This is a genomic window from Streptomyces canus, assembly GCF_001514145.1.
Taxonomy (GTDB): domain Bacteria; phylum Actinomycetota; class Actinomycetes; order Streptomycetales; family Streptomycetaceae; genus Streptomyces; species Streptomyces canus.
In genome coordinates, this window is sequence record NZ_KQ948673.1 from 12,362 (window position 1) to 33,094 (window position 20,733).

General features: G+C 68.9%; 17 protein-coding genes and 3 pseudogenes. 12 read left to right on the forward strand and 8 right to left on the reverse strand.

The window, feature by feature from the left end:
• The first annotated feature begins 23 nt into the window (after positions 1-23).
• Positions 24-1,469, forward strand: coding sequence for a DUF2254 domain-containing protein (locus AQJ46_RS40610; protein WP_225887519.1), 1,446 nt, complete (start codon positions 24-26; stop codon positions 1,467-1,469).
• A gap of 227 nt (positions 1,470-1,696) precedes the next feature.
• On the opposite strand, the gene AQJ46_RS40615 is transcribed toward AQJ46_RS40610, so the two are convergent.
• The 3 genes and pseudogenes from AQJ46_RS40615 to AQJ46_RS40620 form a co-directional block, all read right to left on the reverse strand.
• Positions 1,697-2,971 carry a sulfite oxidase gene (locus AQJ46_RS40615; protein WP_059210364.1) on the reverse strand — a complete coding sequence of 425 codons (1,275 nt, stop codon included), beginning with the start codon at positions 2,969-2,971 and terminating at the stop codon, positions 1,697-1,699.
• A 453-nt stretch (positions 2,972-3,424) separates the two neighbouring features.
• Positions 3,425-3,535, reverse strand: a pseudogene (locus AQJ46_RS59495) (IS630 family transposase); the annotation flags it as partial.
• 5 nt (positions 3,536-3,540) lie between these two features.
• Positions 3,541-4,296, reverse strand: coding sequence for a DeoR/GlpR family DNA-binding transcription regulator (locus AQJ46_RS40620; RefSeq protein WP_159064114.1), 756 nt, complete (start codon positions 4,294-4,296; stop codon positions 3,541-3,543).
• 248 nt (positions 4,297-4,544) lie between these two features.
• Between AQJ46_RS40620 and AQJ46_RS40625 the strand changes: the two genes are divergently transcribed.
• The 4 genes from AQJ46_RS40625 to AQJ46_RS40640 all read left to right on the forward strand — a co-directional run bounded on the left by AQJ46_RS40625 (position 4,545) and on the right by AQJ46_RS40640 (position 9,334).
• Positions 4,545-5,612, forward strand: coding sequence for a 2-keto-3-deoxygluconate permease (locus AQJ46_RS40625; RefSeq protein WP_079072637.1), 1,068 nt, complete (start codon positions 4,545-4,547; stop codon positions 5,610-5,612).
• A gap of 44 nt (positions 5,613-5,656) precedes the next feature.
• Positions 5,657-6,922, forward strand: coding sequence for a RuBisCO large subunit C-terminal-like domain-containing protein (locus AQJ46_RS40630; RefSeq protein WP_059210366.1), 1,266 nt, complete (start codon positions 5,657-5,659; stop codon positions 6,920-6,922).
• Position 6,923: 1 nt separating this feature from the next.
• Positions 6,924-8,228 carry a four-carbon acid sugar kinase family protein gene (locus AQJ46_RS40635; protein WP_059210367.1) on the forward strand — a complete coding sequence of 435 codons (1,305 nt, stop codon included), beginning with the start codon at positions 6,924-6,926 and terminating at the stop codon, positions 8,226-8,228.
• 62 nt (positions 8,229-8,290) lie between these two features.
• Complete coding sequence (locus tag AQJ46_RS40640; RefSeq protein WP_059210368.1) at positions 8,291-9,334, forward strand: zinc-dependent alcohol dehydrogenase; 1,044 nt, start codon at positions 8,291-8,293, stop codon at positions 9,332-9,334.
• Between the two features lie 297 nt (positions 9,335-9,631).
• On the opposite strand, the gene AQJ46_RS40645 is transcribed toward AQJ46_RS40640, so the two are convergent.
• Entirely contained in the window at positions 9,632-10,174 is a 543-nt protein-coding gene (locus AQJ46_RS40645) for a zinc-binding dehydrogenase (protein ID WP_059210369.1), read from the reverse strand.
• 541 nt (positions 10,175-10,715) lie between these two features.
• Here AQJ46_RS40645 and AQJ46_RS40650 point away from each other — a divergent pair.
• Complete coding sequence (locus tag AQJ46_RS40650) at positions 10,716-12,185, forward strand: amidase (protein ID WP_063803901.1); 1,470 nt, start codon at positions 10,716-10,718, stop codon at positions 12,183-12,185.
• Positions 12,186-12,241: 56 nt separating this feature from the next.
• On the opposite strand, the gene AQJ46_RS40655 is transcribed toward AQJ46_RS40650, so the two are convergent.
• Entirely contained in the window at positions 12,242-13,255 is a 1,014-nt protein-coding gene (locus AQJ46_RS40655; protein ID WP_059210370.1) for an NADP-dependent oxidoreductase, read from the reverse strand.
• A gap of 158 nt (positions 13,256-13,413) precedes the next feature.
• Here AQJ46_RS40655 and AQJ46_RS40660 point away from each other — a divergent pair, with 158 nt between their 5' ends.
• On the forward strand, positions 13,414-13,926 hold the full coding sequence (locus tag AQJ46_RS40660; protein ID WP_059210371.1) for a winged helix-turn-helix transcriptional regulator: 513 nt from the start codon (positions 13,414-13,416) through the stop codon (positions 13,924-13,926).
• Positions 13,927-14,428: 502 nt separating this feature from the next.
• Here the strand turns inward: AQJ46_RS40660 and AQJ46_RS40665 are convergent.
• Positions 14,429-15,256 (reverse strand): SDR family oxidoreductase, encoded by an 828-nt coding sequence (locus AQJ46_RS40665; protein WP_059210372.1) that lies wholly within the window; start codon positions 15,254-15,256, stop codon positions 14,429-14,431.
• 63 nt (positions 15,257-15,319) lie between these two features.
• Here AQJ46_RS40665 and AQJ46_RS40670 point away from each other — a divergent pair, with 63 nt between their 5' ends.
• From AQJ46_RS40670 to AQJ46_RS40690, 5 genes and pseudogenes are all read left to right on the forward strand, one after another.
• Positions 15,320-16,546 carry an acyl-CoA dehydrogenase family protein gene (locus AQJ46_RS40670; RefSeq protein ID WP_059210373.1) on the forward strand — a complete coding sequence of 409 codons (1,227 nt, stop codon included), beginning with the start codon at positions 15,320-15,322 and terminating at the stop codon, positions 16,544-16,546.
• A 150-nt stretch (positions 16,547-16,696) separates the two neighbouring features.
• Entirely contained in the window at positions 16,697-17,191 is a 495-nt protein-coding gene (locus AQJ46_RS40675; RefSeq protein WP_059210374.1) for a MarR family winged helix-turn-helix transcriptional regulator, read from the forward strand.
• Positions 17,192-17,230: 39 nt separating this feature from the next.
• Positions 17,231-17,374, forward strand: a pseudogene (locus AQJ46_RS56655) (transposase); the annotation flags it as partial.
• 872 nt (positions 17,375-18,246) lie between these two features.
• On the forward strand, positions 18,247-19,002 hold the full coding sequence (locus AQJ46_RS40685) for an SDR family oxidoreductase (RefSeq protein ID WP_059210376.1): 756 nt from the start codon (positions 18,247-18,249) through the stop codon (positions 19,000-19,002).
• A 40-nt stretch (positions 19,003-19,042) separates the two neighbouring features.
• Complete coding sequence (locus tag AQJ46_RS40690) at positions 19,043-19,729, forward strand: TetR/AcrR family transcriptional regulator (protein WP_059210377.1); 687 nt, start codon at positions 19,043-19,045, stop codon at positions 19,727-19,729.
• Between the two features lie 50 nt (positions 19,730-19,779).
• On the opposite strand, the pseudogene AQJ46_RS54675 reads toward AQJ46_RS40690, so the two are convergent.
• Both AQJ46_RS54675 and AQJ46_RS40695 read right to left on the reverse strand, forming a co-directional pair.
• Positions 19,780-19,893, reverse strand: a pseudogene (locus tag AQJ46_RS54675) (transposase); the annotation flags it as partial.
• 58 nt (positions 19,894-19,951) lie between these two features.
• A partial coding sequence (locus AQJ46_RS40695; RefSeq protein WP_159064115.1) for a dihydrolipoyl dehydrogenase family protein occupies positions 19,952-20,733 on the reverse strand: 782 nt, incomplete at its 5' end.

Here is a 20,733-nt window from a genome sequence, read left to right on the forward strand (position 1 = left end):
GCAAAAAAGCTGCACCAGATGTCGTGCCGGTGGTTCACTCTTCCAGCCTACGCAAAAAGGTCCCGTCGGTCCTGATGAACGAATCCGCGAACGAATCCTACGGCTCCACGGCTGGGGCCGTGCCCTGCGCGCATCCGTGCATTGCCATACCGTGGCCGTACCTGCAACGAAGGGACATGCGCAGCATGATGTCCTGGTCCTCTGCATTCCGGCTGCGACAGTACACAAAAGGCAGCTTGTGGATCGCGCCGCTGTTCGGAATGGCACTGGGCGTCGTCCTCGCCGAATTGGCCATTGCAGCCGACGGGGTGGACTGGCCGCCGAGCGGCTGGCGTTACTCCGCGACCACCGCGAGCGGTGTGCTCAGTGCCATCGTCGGGGCGATGGTGGCGCTGCTCGGTTTCGTCGTGACGATCGGTGTGCTCGTCATCCAACAGGCGACCGGAGCACTGTCCCCACGGTATATGCGTCTCTGGTACAGAGACCGGCTGCAGAAAACCGTCCTCGCCACCTTTACCGGGACGTTCGCATTCGCCTTCTCCCTGCTGCGCAGCATCGAGTCGAACTCGGTACCGGACTTCGGGGTCACTCTCGCCGGCGCGGCTGTGGCCGTCAGCCTGCTGCTCCTGCTCGTCTATCTCAATCGCTTCACGCACAACCTCAGGCCGGTGGCCATCGCCGACCTCGTCGGGCGCATGGGAGAAGGTGTCTTCGCCCGCGGAGCCATGGCAGTCCGCGGGTCCGCACCACACGACGGTGAACCTGTGACGGCGCACGGACCGGTGACGCTCATCCACTCTCCCCACGGCGGGGCCATCCAGGCATTCGACGTAGCCGGCCTGGTGGCCGCCGGGGCGCGCCACGACTGCACGTTCGTCGTACCCCACCTCATCGGAGACTACGTCCCTCCCGGCGCCGTCCTCGTCGAGGTCCACGGCGGTACATCCGCACCCGATCCCCGGCACCTGACCAGTCTCATCGCCCTGGGCGCCGAACGCACCATCGAACAGGACCCCGCCTTCGCCCTGCGGATCCTCGTGGACATCGCCATCCGCGCCCTCTCCCCGGCGGTCAACGACCCCACGACAGCCGTTCAGGTGCTCAATCACATCGAGTCGTTCCTCACCGTGGTCGGTAGTGCACGACTGCGGGACCGCTACGTGATGGCGGACGACCGTGGCCGGCCTCGTCTCGTCCTGCACGGACGGGACTGGGAGGACTACCTGCAACTCGCCGTCTGTGAGATCCGTGACTACGGGGCGACCGCCATGCAGGTCTGCCGACGACTGCGCGCCATGCTCGACGACCTTGTCGAAAGCCTTCCGGCAGCACAACATCCGGCGCTGGAAAAGGAGTTGGAGCTATTGCGCCAGTCGGTGGAGCGGGCGTTCACTGACCCGGCCCTCCGAGCCCTCGCGCAGTGGGCCGACCGTCAGGGCATCGGCGGCCGGTCCCGGCCTCACTCGTAGCGGACCTCATCATTGACTCGACGCCCGTCAGGTCGATGATCACTTATTCATGGCGTGCGGTATTCCCTGGGCTCAGGCTCAGCGACGTTTCTCACAGCCGACCGTCCGGCTCGGCCCGGCCCCTGGCTCATGTCACCGCGTCCGCGGTTTCAACTTCGACGTTGCCACGGGCAGGCTCACCGAAGTCCTCTGACCGCCGTAGCCCCAGCGCGACGCTCAGCGGGCCGTCACACCACGCTCACCGGATGCCGTACCACCGCGTCGAACAGGTAGCCCTGCGTGTTGGGCACGGCGACGTCCGGCTGGGTACGGCCGGCCGTGTCCGTGGCACGGGCCAGCAGGTGGGTGGCGCCGGGTTCTTCGGGCCGCCAATCGAGGGACCAGCGGGTCCAGGTGCCGACGCGGGGCCGGTCGTGCAGGCGGGCAGGGCGCCAGTTCGCCCCGCCGTCGGTGCTGACGTCGACCCGGGCGACGGCGCCCGCGCCCGACCACGACCGCCCGTGCAGGACGTGCCTGAGGCCTGCCAGGAACGTGGCCCCGTCGGCCAGCTCGAAGGCGCTCTTCGTCGCCTGCCGGCTGAGCGGCGCGCTGCCGCCCTCCGGGTGGGCCGGACCGAACAGCCGGTAGAAGGTGGTGTTCCAGGGGGAGAACACCGGCTGCGCGGACACCTCGATGTCACCGACCCACTTGATCGACGCGATCCCCACCCAGGAGGGCACCAACACCCGCACCGGATACCCGTGGTCGTACGGAAGCCGTTCACCGTTCATCTCGTAGGCGAGCAGTACGTCGTCCAGCGCCTTGGCCAACGGCAGCGGACGGCGTACCCGGCCCAGACTCTCGCCGCCGCTGACGTACTCGGCGTCCAGGCCGCGCGGCTGTACGTCCACGGCGTGGCGGGACAGACCGGCCCTGCGCAGCACGTCGGCGAGGCGCACTCCCCGCCAGTGCGCGACGCCGATCGCGCCCAGGGTCCACGGGGTGCCGGTGACGGTCTCGCCCTGCTGCGTCGTGTAGTAGGAACGGCCGTTGCCGGCGCACTCGACGAAGGCGGTCCGGGTGACGGCCGGCAGCGCGCGCAGATCGTCGTACCCGAACTCCACCGGCCGGTCCGCGCCGGGATTGCCGCGCAGCCCGCTCCCCCACAGCCGTAGCCGCCAGTCGCCCGCGTCCAGGACCGGGGTGGCAGTGTGGTTGCGGACGAAGAACATCTCGTTGGGGACGTGGTGGCCGGTTCCGTGCAGCGCCTCCCAGCGGGTCTCGGCGTTGGTGCCGCGCTCGATGAACCACTCGGGCGGCAGCGGCTTGACGATCCCGGCGACGGCGGCGCGGGCTGAGCGGGGGCTCCCGAGTGCGGTCCCGGCGGCGGTGGCGGCGAGCAGGGTGAGCAGACGGCGGCGGGTGACCCCGTCGGCCCGGGCCTCACCGGCGAGCCACTGGCGCAGCCTTTGGCGGTCGTAGTCGATTTCGTGGCGGTGACCGGACGGGGTGGGAACAGACATGGCGAGTCCTCGTCATGGGGAGCGAAGGAACACGGCAGGGGGCGGCGCGGGCCAGGACCCGGACATCCGGCAGTCCGGCGGCAGCCGGGACAACTGGCTTTTCCTGCAAGGTGGTTGACAGAGCCGTCAGAGAAGGAGGGGAGCGATCAGCCGCTCGTCAGACACAACGCGGCGGCGACCCGGACGAGGTCCACGGCGCGGCGGCGAGTCAGAGGCTCCGGCGACGGCATGGCGAGATGGAAACACGCGGGGCGGAGGGTGTCAACGGAGCGTTCGGACCGACGCGACACGCTGTCTGACTCGTCGAACACACCGCAGCTGTACGACAGTTGCGGTGTGGTGTCGTCAGGCGGCGGCCCGCCCGACTTGCCTACGCGACGGACCCGCTGCCGTCTGATCCATGGAAGCCGTTGCACATCCGTTGCACATTTTCCGCGGTCTTCCGCGGATCTAGCGCCCCGAGCGGCGGCCGCTGAGGGTCACGACCGGGATGTGGCCTCGCCGGCCGCAGGTTCGTCCTTTGGGCGGCCGTCGGGTGAACCCGGCTTCGTCCTCGAAGCAGATGAGCACTACGGAGCGACAACGACCTCCGCGAATGCGGAGCGCAGTTCAGGGGGAGGCGTCTGGTCGGTGACGAGGACATCGATGACCGACAGGTCACCGAGGGCCATCGCCTTCTTGCGGTCGAACTTGGTGTGGTCGGCAGCGACAACGATCCGGTCGGCGAGATCGAGAAGTGTGCGGCGCACTTCGACCTCGGCGGGGTCGAAGTAGGTGATCCCGCGGTCGACGGAAAGGCCGCCGCAGCCGAGGATCATCAGGTCCAGATGGATCTGCGGTCTTTCCTGAGCGGCCGTGGGGGCGACCAGACTCAGTTCGGGTGTCATGAGTCCGCCCAGGACGAGGACCCGGCTCCTCGTGTCGCGCAGTTCGAACGCCGCGTGCAGCGAGTTGGTGATCACGGTCAGATCGTCCCGGACGGCGAGTTCCGCGGCGACGGCGGTACAGGTGGTGCCGGTGTCGATGCCCACCGAGGCACCTGGCTTGACCAGGTCCGCCACGGCCCGCGCGATTCTCGACTTCTCGGACATCATCGTCGAGGACCGGGACCCGTAGGCGGGGGCACGGCGTGGCACGGCGCCGCCATGGACCCGGTCCAGCAGTCCTGCTTGATCGAGCTCGGCCAGGTCGCGGCGGATCGTCATGCCGGACACGCCGAAGCGCTCCGCGAGGGTGTTGACGTCGACCTGCCGGGATTCCTGCAAGGCACTGAGGATGGCTCGCTGTCGGGAGTTGCGCACGGGTTCCATCTCGTCTTGAGCCACGCTCATCACGCTATCCGGCCTCCTGCCCTGGGGTTCAACCAGGGTGACCCATTGTTGTCACCCTGCCGGAGAGGTGTTCATATGAACACTACAGCGACCTGTTCGGCCTGTCGTGCCGCCCGCTCATGCGGTGCACTCGGCTCGATACGGGCGACTTCAGTGGCGAGAACCCATTGACCCGCCCGCTTCCTTGACCTACGGTCCGAGTCACCAAATGTTCATTCGAACATCGTCGTTCGGAGGTCCCCATGGCTGTGCCCATCAAAGCCGGCATTGAGAAGGTGCCTGGCGGCCTGATGCTCGTCCCGATGCTCCTCGGAGCCGTGGTGCACACGGCGGCGCCGGGCTCCGGAGAGTTCTTCGGTTCCTTCACCGGAGCCCTGTACACGGGCCTGCCCGCGATCCTGGCCGTCTTCTATGTGTGTCTGGGCGCGACTCTGGACGTGAAGGCGACGCCCTACATCGCAAAGAAGGGCGGTGTGCTGCTGGGGACCAAGGTCGTGTTCGCGTTGGTCGTCGGTATCGTCCTGGGGAGGTTGCTCGGCGAATCGCCGGTCAGCGGTGGGGTCTTCGCGGGGTTGTCGACGCTGGCGGTCGTGGCGGCGCTGAACGACACCAACGGTGGCCTCTACATGTCGCTGATGGCCCAGTTCGGGCGCAAGCGTGACGTGGGCGCCTACAGCGTCATGAGCCTGGAGTCCGGCCCCTTCCTCACGATGGTCACGCTCGGCGTCGCCGGTCTGTCCGCCTTCCCCTGGCAGACCCTGGTGGGAGCGATTCTGCCCCTGGTGCTCGGGATGCTCCTGGGCAACCTCGATCCCGAGATGCGTCGCTTCCTGGCCCCCGCCGTGCCCGCCCTCGTGCCGTTCCTCGGACTGTCACTGGGACTCACGCTCAATCTGACAGCCGTCTGGGAGGCCGGCCTGCTGGGGGCGGGGCTGGGGCTGTTCGTGGTACTGGTCGGCGGGGCAGTGCTGTTGCTGGCCGACAAGGCGAGCGGTGGCGATGGCATCGCGGGCCTCGCAGCGGCGACCACGGCCGGCAACGCGGCAGTGGTCCCCTCGATCGTGGCGGCCGCCAATCCCGTCTACGCGCCGGCCGCCGAGTACGCGACCGTGCTCGTGGCCTCGTCGGTGGTGGTGACGTCGATCCTGTGTCCCCTGATCACCGTCTTCTGGGCACGCCGGATCCTGAAGCAGCCCTCGGCCGCCGACGGGGTCGGCGATGCGACAGCCGTCGGCGACGGGCCGTCCTCCGCCCCGCATCACGTGGCCGGCGCGAACAGGGAAGCTGCCGCACACCACGACGGCACTTGAGCCGAACGACCCTCACATCACAGTCGTCGAGAAACGGAGAGCACATGCGTGACCAGCGGGTCGTGCGCTGCACCTACTACCTGGAATCGGAGAGCGATCCGGAACAGGCTGCCGCGGCGATGGCCGGGGAGCAGTCCAGTGGCACCTTCGTCGCTGTGCCCGGCGAGTCCCCCCGCATCCGAGAACGGCATGCTGCGCAGGTCGTCAGCGTGCGGGACCTGGGCACGCGCAGTCCGTCGCTGCCGTCGCGGTCCCGCCCCGAGGCGGTGCGGGCCGCTGTTGTGGTGGTCGAGTTCCCGATGGAGAACATCGGGACCGACCTGGCGACCCTGCAGACCACGATCGCAGGCAACCTCTTCGAGCTGGGTGAGCTGTTCGCCTGCCGCCTGCAGGACATCGAGCTGCCGGAGGAGTTCGTTGCCGCTCACCCGGGCCCCGCGTTCGGCATCCCCGGCACCCGCAGGCTGATGGGAGGTGCCGAGGGCGTCATGATCGGCACCATCATCAAACCGAACGTCGGTCTGGACGAGAGCGAGTTCCGCCTGGTCGTACGGGAGTTGGCCAGGGCGCCGGTCGATCTGATCAAGGACGACGAGCTGATGACCGATCCGTCGTACCTCCCGCTGGAGCGCCGGGTCGCTGTGGCCACCGAAGAGATCCGGGAAGCCGAGCAGATCACCGGCCACCCGGTCATGTACGCCTTCAACATCACAGGGGACCTCGCCGGGCTCCGCCGGCGCCACGACCTGGTGGTCGGGGCGGGCGGCCGGTGCGTGATGCTCAACGTCCCCGTCATGGGGCTGCCCGCACTGGCCTGGTTGCGGGAGTTCTCCGAAGTCCCCGTGCACGGACACCGCGCCGGTCTGGCCGCATCGATGCGCTCACCGGCGCTGGGGATGTCGTACCGGGTGTGGCAGCGGCTGGCCCGCCTGGCGGGAGCCGACCATCTGCATGTCAGCGGTCTCGGCAGCAAGTTCTACGAGAGGGACGAGGAGGTCGCGGCCCACGTACGCAGCCTGCTCGAGCCCCTGGGCAAGACGCTGAGTCCGGTACCGACCCTGTCGTCCGGCCAGAACGTCACGACCCCCGCACCGACCTTCACCGCGGTCGGCTCGACCGACCTTCTGATGCTCGCGGGCGGAGGCGTGGCCGCGCATCCCGACGGACCGGCGGCCGGTGTGCGCAGTCTCCGGGCCGCCTGGGCGGCCGCCGTCGACGGTGTTCCCCTGGAGGTGGCGGCACACGCGGCGGCCGAGGCAGGCGACCCGGCGCTGCTGCACGCCGGGCGCACGTTCGGAGGTGTGGCCTGACATGACGTACGTCAGTTTCGTGGCCGACGACCTGACCGGTGCCAGCGATGTCCTCGCACAGGCCCACCGGCACGGTCTCGACGCTGTGCTCGTCATCGGGGACGGAGACCGGCCGCTCCCCACCGACTGCGATGTCGTCGGGATCGCCGGACCATCGCGTTCGCTCGGCGGAGCCGCCTTCGACGAGCTGGTGCGCGCACAGCTGGAACGCATCGCCACCGCCGATGCCCAGGTGCTGATCTACAAGGTCTGCTCCACCTTCGACAGCGCCCCCGCACGCGGCAGCATCGGCAGAGGCATCGAGCTGCTGCACGAGCGCTTCCCCCACCACGGCCCGGTGGCGGTCGCACCGGCACAGCCGGGCTTCGGCCGGTACACCGCCTTCAGCAACCACTTCGCCGGCTACTCCGGGGACGCCTACCGCCTCGACCGGCATCCCGTCATGGCCCAGCACCCCTCGACCCCGATGCACGAGGCCGACCTGCGGCAGGTGATCGCCGAGCAGCTGCGTACCGGCGAGGTCCCCGCGGCCATCCACCTCCCCGCCTACACCGATGGTTCCTTCGGCGAGCAGTGGGCGACGCTCCGCCGGTCCAGCCGGGCCGCCTTCGTCGTGGACGCCGTCGAGGACGGTCACCTCGATACCCTCGCGCTGGCACTGCGAGAGGACGACACCCGGCAGGGCCCGGCGATCGTGGTCGGCTCCGGCGGTGTCATGGCCGCCCTCGCCCGCACCGCCACCAAGCGGTCCGACGTGGCCGACAGCGCCCAGCCCGCCTCCGGGCCGGTGCTGGCCGTCAGCGCGTCGGCCTCCAGCACGACGGACGCACAGATCGCCGACGCCGTAGCGCAGGGCTGGACCGAGCTGGCCGTGCCCACGCAGTTGCTCAACGGACAGGATCCGTCCTTGCTGGACGATCTGGAGAAGCGCTCGGCCGCCTTGCTCACGGCCGGACGGAACGTCATCGTGCACACCACGCGCGGTACCCAAGACCCCCGCTACGCCGCGGCCGGTCCTCTCGACGCCGCCCATGTGGGCGAACTCCTGGGGACCCTGGCCGGAAGCATGGCCGTCAAGGGCCTCACCCGGGACGTCGCCGTGCTCGGCGGCGACACCTCCAGCCACGCACTGCTGACCATGGGGGTGAGCGAGCTGCGCGTCGCCACCCAGTTCGTCACGGCCGCCCCCGTCTGCCGCACCGACAGCGACGCCGCCGTGGCCGGCTGCCGGCTGCTGCTCAAGGGCGGACAGGTCGGTCCGGTCGATGTCCTCGAACGCTTCGCGCAGCCGCATCCCGCCAACTGACCACCGGCCGCCCGGGCCACCAGTCATCCCGCCACGTACGAGACACGAAGGAGTGTGCATTCATGAGGGCAGTCGTCAAAGCAGTCGCGGACAGGGGCGTCGAGTACGTCGCCGATGCGCCCGAGCCGAAGGCCGGCGACGGCGCGGTCGTAGTGGAGATCGCGGCAGCCTCGTTGTGCGGCACCGACCGCGAATGCTACGAGTGGTCGCCGGCGGCCCAGGCGTTCAACCTGGGACTGCCCGTCGTACTCGGTCACGAAGCGGCCGGCACCGTCGTCGAGGTGGGCACCGGGGTGGAGAACCTGCGCGTCGGTGACCGCGTCGCTCTGGAGAGCCATCTGGCGTGCGGCCACTGCTTCGCATGCCGGACCGGGGACGCACACACCTGCGAGCGCACGCAGATCCTGGGCATGCACTTCGACGGGGTCTTCGCCGAACGCGTCGCCGTTCCCCACCGCATCTGCGTCCCCCTTCCCGACAGCGTGCCCTTGGAGACCGGCGCACTGCTGGAATCGGCCGGTGTCGCGGTACACGCCATTCAGCGTGCCGGGTACTCGGTAGCCGGCCGAGGCGTTCTGGTCAGCGGCGCCGGGCCGGTGGGCATGGTCGTCGCGCGGCTGGCATCGCTCATGGGCGCCGCCTACGTCATCGTGATCGAGCCGAATCCGTTCCGCCGCGCCGAAGCGGAACGGCTCGGAGTGATCACGATGGAGCCCGGACAGGGAGTCGCCGAGCGCAGCCGCGAACTCAGCGGCCACCGCGGCGGGGCCGACGTCGCCTTCGAATGCTCGGGAGCGGCCGCCGCACTCCCGTCCCTGTTCGACGCCGTGCGTCGAGAAGGAACGGTCGTGACCGTGGGACACCCGGGCCGGCCAGTGCCGATCGACATCGCCGCCCAGATCAACAAGCGAGGCATCACACTGCGGGGCATCTTCGGCCGCCGCCTGTGGGAAACCTGGGAGCAGACGCTGCTCCTGCTGAACTCCGGGCGCCTGGACCTGGACTGGCTGATCACGCACCGACTGCAACTCAGCCAGGTCGACCAGGCGATCGATCTGCTCACCGGGGACGCCTGCAAGGTGCTGTTGGTACCAGGGCTGGGCTGACGCTCCGAGACCGGCCCTCGTCCGCCAGCCCAGCCGGACACGACGAGCCCACAGCGTGGACGGCATGCCGCAGAGGACGCGGTCTCAGGGGCACTAGGTGTGCCGTCCCGTTGGCTTGGTTACTGGCCGAGACTGCTGACACGGTTGGTGTACTCGCGGCGGGCCTTGCGCTGTGCCGGGATCGCTGTGGCGTTGTCGAGTGCGGCTGGCAGCGGTCGAGGAGTTGACGGTGTGGCGCTGGGGTGGCGCTGACGCGCGGGGTGTAGTCCTGGCCGCGTCGTACGGTCACGGCCTGGCTCAGAACAGCAGTACGGGGCGCCCCCGTACACCGCCCACTTCGAAGAGACGGTGCGCCTCTGCCGCCTGTTCGGCTGGGAACGTGACCGCGACGCGGAGTGTGAGGATGCCGGACTCGGCCTGGTCGCGTAGTTCCGTCAGGGCTGCCGTGTCCCGGAGCCGGTCCCCCACGAACAAGGGGAGCCAGCGCACACCACGGTCCGTGCTACCGGTAAACCCCTGAAGGGTCACGATGGTTCCGCCGTCGCGCACCCCTGCGGCCACCGCCGCGTTCATCAGCCCGGCGTCGATGATCCCGTCCGCACCGGCGGGGCGCAGTTCACGGACTCGTTCGGCGAATTGGTCCCCGCGGGGGAGCACGTGATCGGGACCCAGGCCGCTGACGAGGTCGCGGTCCTTGTCCGCCGCGTCGGCGATCACTGTCAGCCCGGCGGCCTTGGCCAGCTGCACCGCGTAACCGCCGACCGCACCGGTCACGGCGACCGTCGCTCCGGTGGGCAGTTCAAGGGCGTCCAGCGCCATCCGCGCGGTGAGCGCGTTCATGCACCGTCCTCACGGCCTTCTCCCCCATCGTCTCGGGCACCACGTTCGCGCTATGGCCGCAAGCCAGTTTTGACTGGTACCCGTTCCAGACCCCAGGCCTGATTTCCGTTCCCGCGGCGTTCGCCCTGGGCCGGCTGGGGAGCATCACCTCATCCCGAGAACCCCAAGTCGATCTCCGGCACGTGCAACACGAAATCCTGACCGGACAGAGAGCCAGATGACCGGCGGGACAGTGGACTCACCGCCGCCGTCCTGCACTTGACCATCTGAAGGGACCCCGCAGCGACGCACTCAACCATCTGGGTTTACTTACTTATACTCAGATGGTAACGTCCCGGTCAACCGTCCGCAGGGTCGCCACACGTCGCGGACCCGCACCAAGTTGCCGCACCCATCTGGCAACTGCGCCCACCGCTGCCCGATCCGGAACTCTCCAGGCGCACGTGTCAGCACCTCACGGCGACACCGCTGCGACGACCGACCAGCCACGGTCGCTCAACTGCGGCTTCGCCGATCAGCGCATACAGAAACGAGGCTCTCCGTGCGTGACCTCCCCTTCCAGCCGGCCACGGACCAACTCGATGCGCTGGCGTCAGGGCAGGTTTCGAGTGAGGAACTGCTCGAAACCTACTTGCGACGCATTGGCGTGCACAACGAAACGCTGAACGCGGTCGTCACGCTGGACGTCGAGCGGGCGCAGTTCGATGCCAGGGCAGCCGACGCGAAACGGGCGGCCGGGGCGGAACTCGGCGCGCTCCACGGTCTCCCGATCACGCTGAAGGACAGCTACGAGACCGCCGGCCTGCGGACGGTCTGCGGTCGCACCCACCTCAAGGACTACGTACCCGAGCAGGACGCAGAGGCGGTACAACGGTTGCGGGCCGCAGGTGCAGTGATCATCGGCAAGACCAATCTGCCCGCCGGAAACCAGGACGTCCAAGCGGACAACCCCGTGTTCGGGCCGACGCTGAACCCCTGGAACACCGCCCGCACGTCCGGAGGTTCCGCAGGCGGTGGAGCAGTGGCAACAGCCGCCGGACTCACGGCTTTCGACTTCGGCTCGGAAATCGGCGGATCCACCCGGATTCCGGCACACTTCAACGGTCTCTACGGACACAAGGCGACCTGGCGGTCCATCCCCCTCATCGGACACGTCCCGGGCGGACCAGGTGTCGGACGGTGGGCGGAGATCGACCTCGCTTGTGCCGGCGCCCAAGTGCGCGACGCACGCGACCTGGTCCCCATCCTCCACGCGACGGTAGGACCGCCGGAGCGCGACGGTGGCTTCAGCTACACCCTCGCACCACCACGAGCGAACGAACTCGGCGCCTTCCGAGTGGCGGTGTGGACCGAGGACGCGTCATGCCCGATAGACCACGATGTCGTTGCCGCGGTGGACGACGCCTTGAGCGCCCTGAAAGCGGCGGGCACGAAGGTCGAAGTACGGCCCACCAGCCTGCCCGTCGACATGACGACCAGTCATGCCCTGTTCCAGCGCCTGCTCTTCGGCGCCTTCACCTACGACCGGTCCGGACTGACAGCGGCCTCCAACGCCGCGACCCTCGCGCGTCTTGTCCAACACCCTCGTGGAGAGGTGCTGGACGCGGTGAGAGGAACCTTCCAGTCCCACTACAGCTGGCTGCAAGCGGACGTTGCACGCCATGAACTCCGGCACCGGTGGGCCGAGTTCTTCCGTGAGTTCGACGTCCTGCTCATGCCGGTGACTCCGACCACGGCGCCGCCTCATCACACCAAGCCGATCGACAGGTTCGGCCGCCGGATCCAGGTGGACGGGCATTCCCGTTCCTATTGGGATCAGGTCAAGTGGAGCGCCATCGCCAATGTGGCCGGCTCTCCGGCGACGACCATCCCCGTCCGAACGGGCCGGGACGGTCTGCCCGTCGGGCTGCAGGCGATGGGGCCGAGCGGCAGCGACCTCACCACCATCAAGTTCGCCGAGCTCCTGGGCCGGGAAGTCGAGGGCTACCAGCCCCCTCCGGCCTTCGCGTGACGATCAGCCGCCCGTCCTCGCATGGGTGAACGGCCGCCGGATCGGCCCGCACGGTTTCACTCGCCGTCGGGCACCATCGAGACCACGACCTTGCCGGCCTTGGTGCGGCCCTGCTCGACGTGTGCCATCGCCTCGAGCGTCTGGTCGAAGGGGAAGGTGCTGTCGATGACCGGGCGGAGCTTTCCGCTGTCGTAGAGGGCGCCGAGCTTGCGCAGCTGGGAGCCGTTGGCCTGCATGAAGAGGAACTCGTAGCGCACGCCCAGTGCCTTGGCCTGCTTGCGGATCTTGCGGCTGAGGGTGCTCATGACCAGGCCCATGACGGCGGGGGCGCCGAGCTGCTTGGCGAAACCGGCGTCGGGCGGGCCGACGACGCTGATGGCCAGGCCGCCGGGCTTCAGTACGGTCAGCGACTTCTCGAGGTTCGCCCCGCCCAGGGAGTCCAGCACCAGGTCGTAGCCCGAGAGCACCTTGGAGAAGTCTTCCTTGGTGTAGTCGACGACGACGTCGGCGCCGAGGCTCCTGACCAACTCCTCGGACCTGGTGTTCGCGGTCGTCGCCACCGTGGCGCCGAGGTGCTTGGCGAGCTGGATGACCGTCGACCCGAGGCCGCCGGCTCCGGCGTGGACGAGCACTTTCTGCCCCGGCTGCACGTGCGCGCGCTCGACGAGGATCTGCCAGGCGGTCAGGGCCACCAGCGGCACCGCGGCCGCCTCCTCCAGGGAGAGTGAGGCCGGCTTGGGGGCGACATCGTCCGCGTCGATCGCGATGAACTCCGCGAAGCCCCCGACCCGCAGGTCGCGCGGGCGGGCGTAGACCTCGTCGCCGACCTTGAAGCCGTGTACGGCGGAGCCGACCTCTGTCACGACGCCGGCCACGTCGTGGCCGAGCACGAACGGGCGCTTGTACTTCAGGAGCTGCTTGAACTCCCCGTTGCGGACCATCTTGTCCAGCGGGTTGATGCCGGCGGCGCCCACTCTGACCAGAACGTCGCGGGCTCCGACGGTGGGCTCGGGCACGTCGGCGGCGCGGACGCCGTCCTTGCCGTACTTCTCGACGAGGAAGGCCTTCATGTCGGCCGCCTTTCTGCGTGGGTGTCTCGGTGGTCGGTGTGATTCCTGGGACGGGTCCCCTGTGCGCATGCTTCTCGTCTGCGGCGGGGTTGACGTGCCGATCATGACAGTACTAGCTGAGTATGGAAAAGTAAACTCAGAGAAGTTAGAATCACCCTATGGACGCAACGACCGAAGCCCTGCAGGACGACGCCGGCACGTTTCCCCATCTCGACCGGGACACGTCGAACTGCTCGATCGCCCGAACCCTTGAGGTCGTGGGCGAGAAGTGGACGATCCTGATCCTGCGCGAGGTCTGGTACGGCTCGTCCCGTTTCAGCGAGTTCGAACGCGTCCTCGGCTGTCCTCGCAACCTCCTCGCGGCGCGACTCAAGATGCTCGTGGAGGAAGGGATCCTGGCCACCGAGACCTACAAGGAGCCGGGCTCGCGGAGCCGGCCGAAGTACGTGATCACACCCAAGGGTGTGGATCTGGTCCCGGCCGTGATGGGGCTCCTGCAGTGGGGGGACCGCTACCGCGCCGACCCGGAGGGCCCCGCCATGCTGTCCCGGCACCGTGGATGCGGCGCGCACGTCGACGCCCGGATCCGCTGCGACCAGGGCCACGCCGTACAGCCGGAAGACATCGAGAGCATCCCCGGCCCCGCTTTTCGCCTGAGGCCCGCCGAGTGAACTGAGCCAGGTGGCGCCGGGAGTTCGCGGCGGGCTGGGTCCGTCCAGGTGCGCTCGCGCTCGCCAGGTCCGGCCCGGGTCCGCGTTCTGGCGGTCGCCGCCGGGACCTGGACCACCAGTGGCGATCGCGGGCGTCGGCCGCCGGACGCGGACCAGGCGGCCCCGAGAATCGAACAACGCCCGTTCCCGCCCCCGCCGAGCGCGGTCCTGAAGCGGTCACGCACCCACCACCTCTCCAGGCAGGTCACGCCACAGGCGCAGGCAATGCCCGCACAAGTAGCGCAGCAATCACGGCCGCGCGGGCGGCGGGCACGGTCAGAACCCTGCGCCCCGGCTCGGGCGTCGCCATCCTGAGCTGCGTCTCCAGCGCCAACACGACTGCGATCGCGCAGACCGAGTAGCGCAGCCGGGAGCGGGGTGTCGCGCACGCCTTGCGCACCGGGGCGCGGATCGTCGCCGTCCGAGAGGGGGAGTTCCGCCCACCCCCCGAAGCGGAGCGGGATCAGGCCGGATCGACGAAGATGTCGAGGGCGAGATCCCCCTCGAAGCCGGCAGGGCTGTACCCGAAGAGGTCGGCGACGCCTTCGTCCGACAGGACCTCGTCGTCGATGAACAGGTTGCCGGTGCACTTGCGCGCGTCACGCGTGAGGACGGCGTACGCGGCGTCAGCCATGATCCGCGGACTACGGGCCTGTCCGGCGCCGCCGACCACGTTGCGTACGGCGGCGGTGTCGATCAGCGTTCGCGGCCACAGCGAGTTGGCGGCGATGCCGTCGGCGGCGAGCTCCTCGGCGAGCCCGATGGTGCACAGACTCATCCCGTACTTCGACAGCGTGTAGCCGAGATGCTTGCCCACCCAGTGCGGCGCGAGGTTCAACGGCGGCGAGAGGGTGAGGATGTGCGGGTTGTCCGCTTCCCGCAGGTGCGGGATCGCGGCCTTGCTCAGCAGGAACGTTCCGCGCGTGTTGACGTCCTGCATCAGGTCGTACCGCTTCATCTCCAGCTGCTCCGTCGACGACAGGTCGATCGCGCTGGCGTTGTTCACCACGATGTCGATGCCGCCGAAGGCAGTGACCGCGGCGTTGACGGCGGTGCGTACGTCGTCCTCGTTGCGGACGTCACCGACGACGGCCAGCCCCTTGCCGCCCGCGCGCTCGATCTCCTCGACCGCGGTGTGAACCGTGCCTTCGAGCTTCGGGTGCGGTACGGCGGTCTTGGCGAGCATCACCACGTTCGCACCGTCGCGGGCCGCGCGCAGGGCGATGGCGAGTCCGATGCCGCGGCTGCCTCCCGACATCAGGACGGTCTTGCCGGCCAGCGTCCGTGTCATGGTCGAACCTCCACAATCGATTGGTGAACTAATCGTATGCGATACGAATGATATGGTCCGCGCATGACTTCCACTCCCGCACGCCAGAGCGACCGGCTCTACCACGAGCTCCTCGCCCCCAAAGAGACCCAGTCCGTACGCGCCGCCGTGCGCCGGATCGCGGAGCAAGAAGTGGCTCCGCATGCCGCAGCGATCGCGAACGGCGACGAGCGCACCGACGGCTTCCCCCGGCAGGTGTTCGACGCGCTCGCATCGGCGGGGGTCTTCCGGATCCCCTTCCCCGGCGAGGTCGGCGGCGACGGTCTGACCCACCCGGCGACCGCCACCGCCGCGGCGATCGAGGAACTGGCCTACTACTCCAGCAGCGTCGCCGCCGTCTTCGACGTGCACTGCATCCTGGCGGGCAACGCACTGCGGCAGGGAACCGAGGAGCAGCAGCAGCGCTGGCTGCCCAAGGTCGCGGAGGGTTCCGCGGTCGGCGCGTTCGCCACCACCGAGCCGGACGCCTCCAGCGACCTGTCTCCGCAGGCCGTTCGGACCGAGGCCGTACGCACCGAGACCGGCTGGGTGCTGAACGGCCACAAGCGGTGGATCTCCAACTCGCCCGTGGCCGCCTTCGTGGTGGTTCTCGCCCGCACCGGCGAGCGGCTGAGCATGTTCATCGTCGACACAGCACTTCCGGGCGTTCAAGTCGGCCTCGCCGACCGCAAGATGGGCAACCGCGGCCAACTCACCGCGGACATCCGCTTCTCGGACGTACACCTGTCCGACGACGACCTCCTCGGCGGCACCGAGGGACACGGACTGCGCCACGCACTGACCACCCTCACCTACGGCCGGATCGGCATCGCGGCCGCCGGGGTCGGCATGACACAAGCCGCCTTCGACCACACCGTGGCCCACCTGTCGACGCGCCACGCCTTCGGCAAGCCGGTGGCCGCCAACCAGCACTGGCAGTTCCTGCTCGCCGAGCGGGCCACCGAGATCGACAACGCCCGCACCCTCGTCACCAAGGCGGCCCTTCGCCTGGACGCCGGCAACCCGTCCCCGGAACCCGAGGCCGCGATGGCGAAGTACTACGCCACCAGGCTGTCGGTGGACATGGCACGCGACGCCGTCCAGGCTTTCGGGGGCCTCGGCTTCGCCCGCGAACTGGGTGCCGACGGCAGCCCCGGCCCTGTCGAGGCGATCTACCGGGACAGCAAGATCGGCGAGATCTACGAGGGCACCAACGAGATCCAGAAGTGGGTCATCGCCCGGCAGATCTTCGGCCGGACCATCGTCGGCTGACGGCCCCGCGCATTCCCTGCCCTGCGTGCCCCGATTCCGCGCGCCGAGATCGCTGCCCCGGTCCGGTCACCTCATGGGTCCGGCCACCTCAGGCCTTCTCGTACGATGGAGCCAGACGATACGCAGGGCTAACCATAGGCGGGATAAACGATGTCCGAGGCTCCGCTGGTACCGGGGACAGTGGCCGAACACACCATCTGCCTGCTGGTCAAACTCGGGCAGGTGGCATTCAGGATCGCCGAAGACGGCATCAGCGGTACCGGCCTGCGAGTGCGTCACTACAGCGTGCTGCAAGCCCTGGCCGACAATGGAGCCATGCCGCAACTGGCGCTCGGTTCGTTCCTGCGCATCGACCCGGCGACGATGGTGACGAGTCTTGACGACCTTGAGCGGGCCGGATACGCCGAGCGGACACGCGATCCGCAGGACCGACGCCGCTACGCCGTCGACATCACCGACGACGGGCGCAAGGTCCTGGCCGACCTCAACCGCACACTCGTCGGCCTCGACACCGAAATCCTCCCCGACCTCGGCACCACTGAGCGGCACTCGCTGCACGCCCTGCTGAGCAACCTTGCCGAGAGTCCCGCTCTCACCGCCATGTTCGACGCCGTCCGCGAGCAGAGCGGCGCGAAAAGGGCTTGACGTGCTCCCTGACCCAGGCCGCGTCTGATAACTGATCTTGTGGTTGGTCGGGGAGAGTCGACGGATGCGGCGTGGGAGCGGACAGCTCCGCTGCTGCCGGGTGTGGATGGTCGCGGGCGGTCTTGGCGGGAACACCGGCAGGTCGTGAACGGCGCGTGGTGGCGGTTGCGGACAGGAGCGCCCCAGCAACACGTCCGGGTGCAGATACCTCTTGCCCGGTCACAGCCTGGGCACCCGCGCAACCCCCTCGGCTTCGCCGACGCCCTGAGACACCACGGTCCGCCCGCCCGCGCAGCCCGGAACACCGCCATGATGGACGCCCTCGTAGACCTGCCGCCCATGGTCATCACCGACCTGCTCGGCATCCAACCCAAGACAGCCGAACCCTGGGCCACCCTCGCGGGCGGGAACTGGTCCGGATAATGGCAGCGCGGCAGTCCGCCCCGCCGGGCTGATGCCCCGGGCTCCTCCAGACGGCTGTCATCGCCGGGCGCTCTGTCGGCCAACCCCACGCCATCGGACCCGTGCAGGGAATAGGGGGAAGTCGACCTTCCTTGCGGTCATTGACAGGGTACGAACGCACCTCTTAGCGCACCCACGTGCAGGAGCACCCCGTCGGCTCACCTCGTCCGCGCATGCCCGCCTGCGGCCCGAGGGGCCGTTGGAACCGACCGTAGCGATCCTGCCGCTCTTCGACGAGGAGCCCTCGCAGCCAGTCGCCGACCGCCTGAGCGCAAAGCTGGAAGACGTCGTCGGGCAGGACCACCTCCTGGTCCTCGCCGCGGACTCCACTTCTGGGCCCGTATGGTCGCCCAGCGGCGCCTCAGTGCCACCGTCCAGGACCGCCCGGCGCCGGGAAGGCCATCATCGCCCGGCTCCTCAGGGGCGGCAGCAACACGGCCTTCGAGCCGGTGCCGGCCACCTTCTCCGTTGCGGCCGAACCGCGCCAGACCACCGATGGTAAGTGGATCGACTTGCCATAAGGGTGGTGCGGGAGCTACCTTCGAGTGGTGAGTCCACCGACTTACCTTTCGACTCGGCAAGGAACAATCACCATGAATCGTCTTGCGGGCAAGCGCGCCCTCATCACCGGCGGCACGAGCGGGATCGGCCTGGAGACCGCCCAGCGGTTCATCGCGGAGGGGGCCGACGTGCTGATCACCGGCGTAACCCCGGCCAGCATCGACAAGGCGCGGCAGATCCTCGGGGACAAGGTGCCGGTGGTGCAGGCCGACGCACGCGATCTCGACGCGCAGCGCGCCCTGGCGAAGCAGGTGAGTGAGCACTTCGGAAAGCTGGACGTGGTGTTCCTGAACGCCGGCGTCTCGGACTGGCGGCCGTTCGAGGACCACACGGAGGACAGTTTCGACCGGCTCTTCGACATCAACGTCAAGAGCGTCTTCTTCCTCACCCAGGCCCTGGTGCCCGTGCTGGCCAACCCGTCCTCGGTCATCCTGAACGCGTCCGCCAGCGCGCACGGCGGCTACGGGAACTCGAACGCCTACGCCGCGACGAAGGCGGCTGTCTCCTCCCTGATGCGGTCGTGGAACGCGGACCTGCTCAAGTCGCACGGCATCCGGTTCAACGCGGTCAGCCCCGGCCCGGTGGACACCCCGCTGTACTCCAAGCTCGGGATCGAGGACCCCGCGGTGCAGGCGGCGGTCCTGGACCGGCTCAGCTCCAACATCCCGCTGGGTCGCATGGGTCTGCCCGAGGAGGTCGCGGAAGCCGTCGTCTACCTGGCCTCCGACGCCTCCGCCTTCGCGGTGGGCCAGGACCTTATCCTGGACGGTGGCCAGACCGTCCTCTGACAGCGAGGACACGGCCGGAAGACGGGCGAGGGGCGTGGGCATGTCGGTGGCGGACCGAGCGGAGACCGGTGGCGACACCTGCCGGCCGGGGTATCACGCGCAGATCAAAGCGGAGAACCGCGCGCGCATCATCCGCGCCGCCCGCGACCTCTTCCTCGCCCGGGGATACGACAAGACCTCCCTGGCCCAGATCGCCAGGGAGGCCCGCGTCTCCACCGGCACCCTCTTCAAGCGGTACCCGTCCAAGGCCGCGCTGTTCGCGGCCGTCACCTCCGAACAGTGGCAGCTGGACGTGGAGTACGCCGAACCGCCCCCGCCCGGTGACCCCCGGTACGGCCTGGACCACATCGGCCGTGACTACGCCTGCCTGGTCTCGCGGCCCGGCACGGCCGCGCTGTGCCGCCTCATCATCACCGAACTGCCCCAGATGCCGGAACTCGCCGACATCGTCGGCACCGGCTTCGCCATCGACCGCGGCCCCTTCTTCGACCGGCTCCGCGACTACCTGGAGGCGGAAGCGCAGGCCGGCACACTCGACTTCCGTTCGGCCGACGGACAGCCGCAGTCGGCATCCGAAGTCGCCGAACAGTTCCTCGGCATGATCTGCAGCCAGTTCCTGTGGCCCCAACTCGTACGGACCGACTTCGTCCCGCCCAACCCCACCGACGCCGCGATCGTGGACGAAGCCGTCGCCCTCATGCTCAGCCGCTACAGCACCGGATCCTGAACCCCGGACCTCCGGTTCACGCCGCAAGGACGTCGAACGTCGCCCTACCGTCGGCAGCGCTCGCGGTCGTCCGTCCAGGAGGTGGGCAGATACAGCCGCCGGTCGACCAGCGTGCGTCCGCGGCCGGTGGCGTAGGCGAGGAACACACCGATCCGGCAGTTCTCGAAAGCCGCCGGCAGCACGCCTCCGCGAGAGCGTCACCCATGTCGAGCCCTCATAACGCTACATGTTGATCATGTGGCCGGCGAGGCCGTGCACGGCTTCCTTGACCGCCTCGCCCAGGGTCGGATGGGCGTGGACGTTGCGGGCGACCTCGTGGACGGTGAGGTCCCACTGCTGGGCCAGGGTCAGCTCGGGGAGGAGTTCGGTGACGTCGGGGCCGATGAGGTGACCGCCGAGGAGCTCGCCGTACTTGGCGTCGCTGATCAGCTTCACGAACCCGGTCGCATCACCCAGGCCGTGCGCCTTGGCGTTCGCGGTGAACGGGAACTTGGCCACCTGGACGTCGAAGCCCTTCTCCCGCGCCTGTGCCTCGGTGTAGCCGAAGCTGGCGATCTGCGGCTGGCAGAACGTGGACCGCGGGATCATCACGTAGTCCAGCTCCATGGTCTCCGCGTCCGCGATCGTCTCCGCGGCGACCACACCCATCGCCTCGGCGGCGTGCGCGAGCATCAGCTTCGCGGTGACGTCGCCGATGGCGTAGATGTACGGGACGGACGTGCGGCAGCGGCCGTCGACGTCGATCGCGCCACGCTCGGTGACGCGCACGCCGGTGTTCTCCAGGCCGTAGCCGGTGACGTTCGGCGCGAAACCGATCGCCTGCAGGACCTTGTCGGCCTCCAGCACCTTCTGAGCGCCGTCCTTGCCGGTGACCGTGACACGGACCTGCGGGCCGGACTCGTCGATCGACTCGACGCGGGTCGAGGTGAGGACATCGATGCCCAACTTCCGGTACTGCTTGGCCAGTTCGGCGGAGACCTCGGCGTCCTCCAGCGGGGCGACCC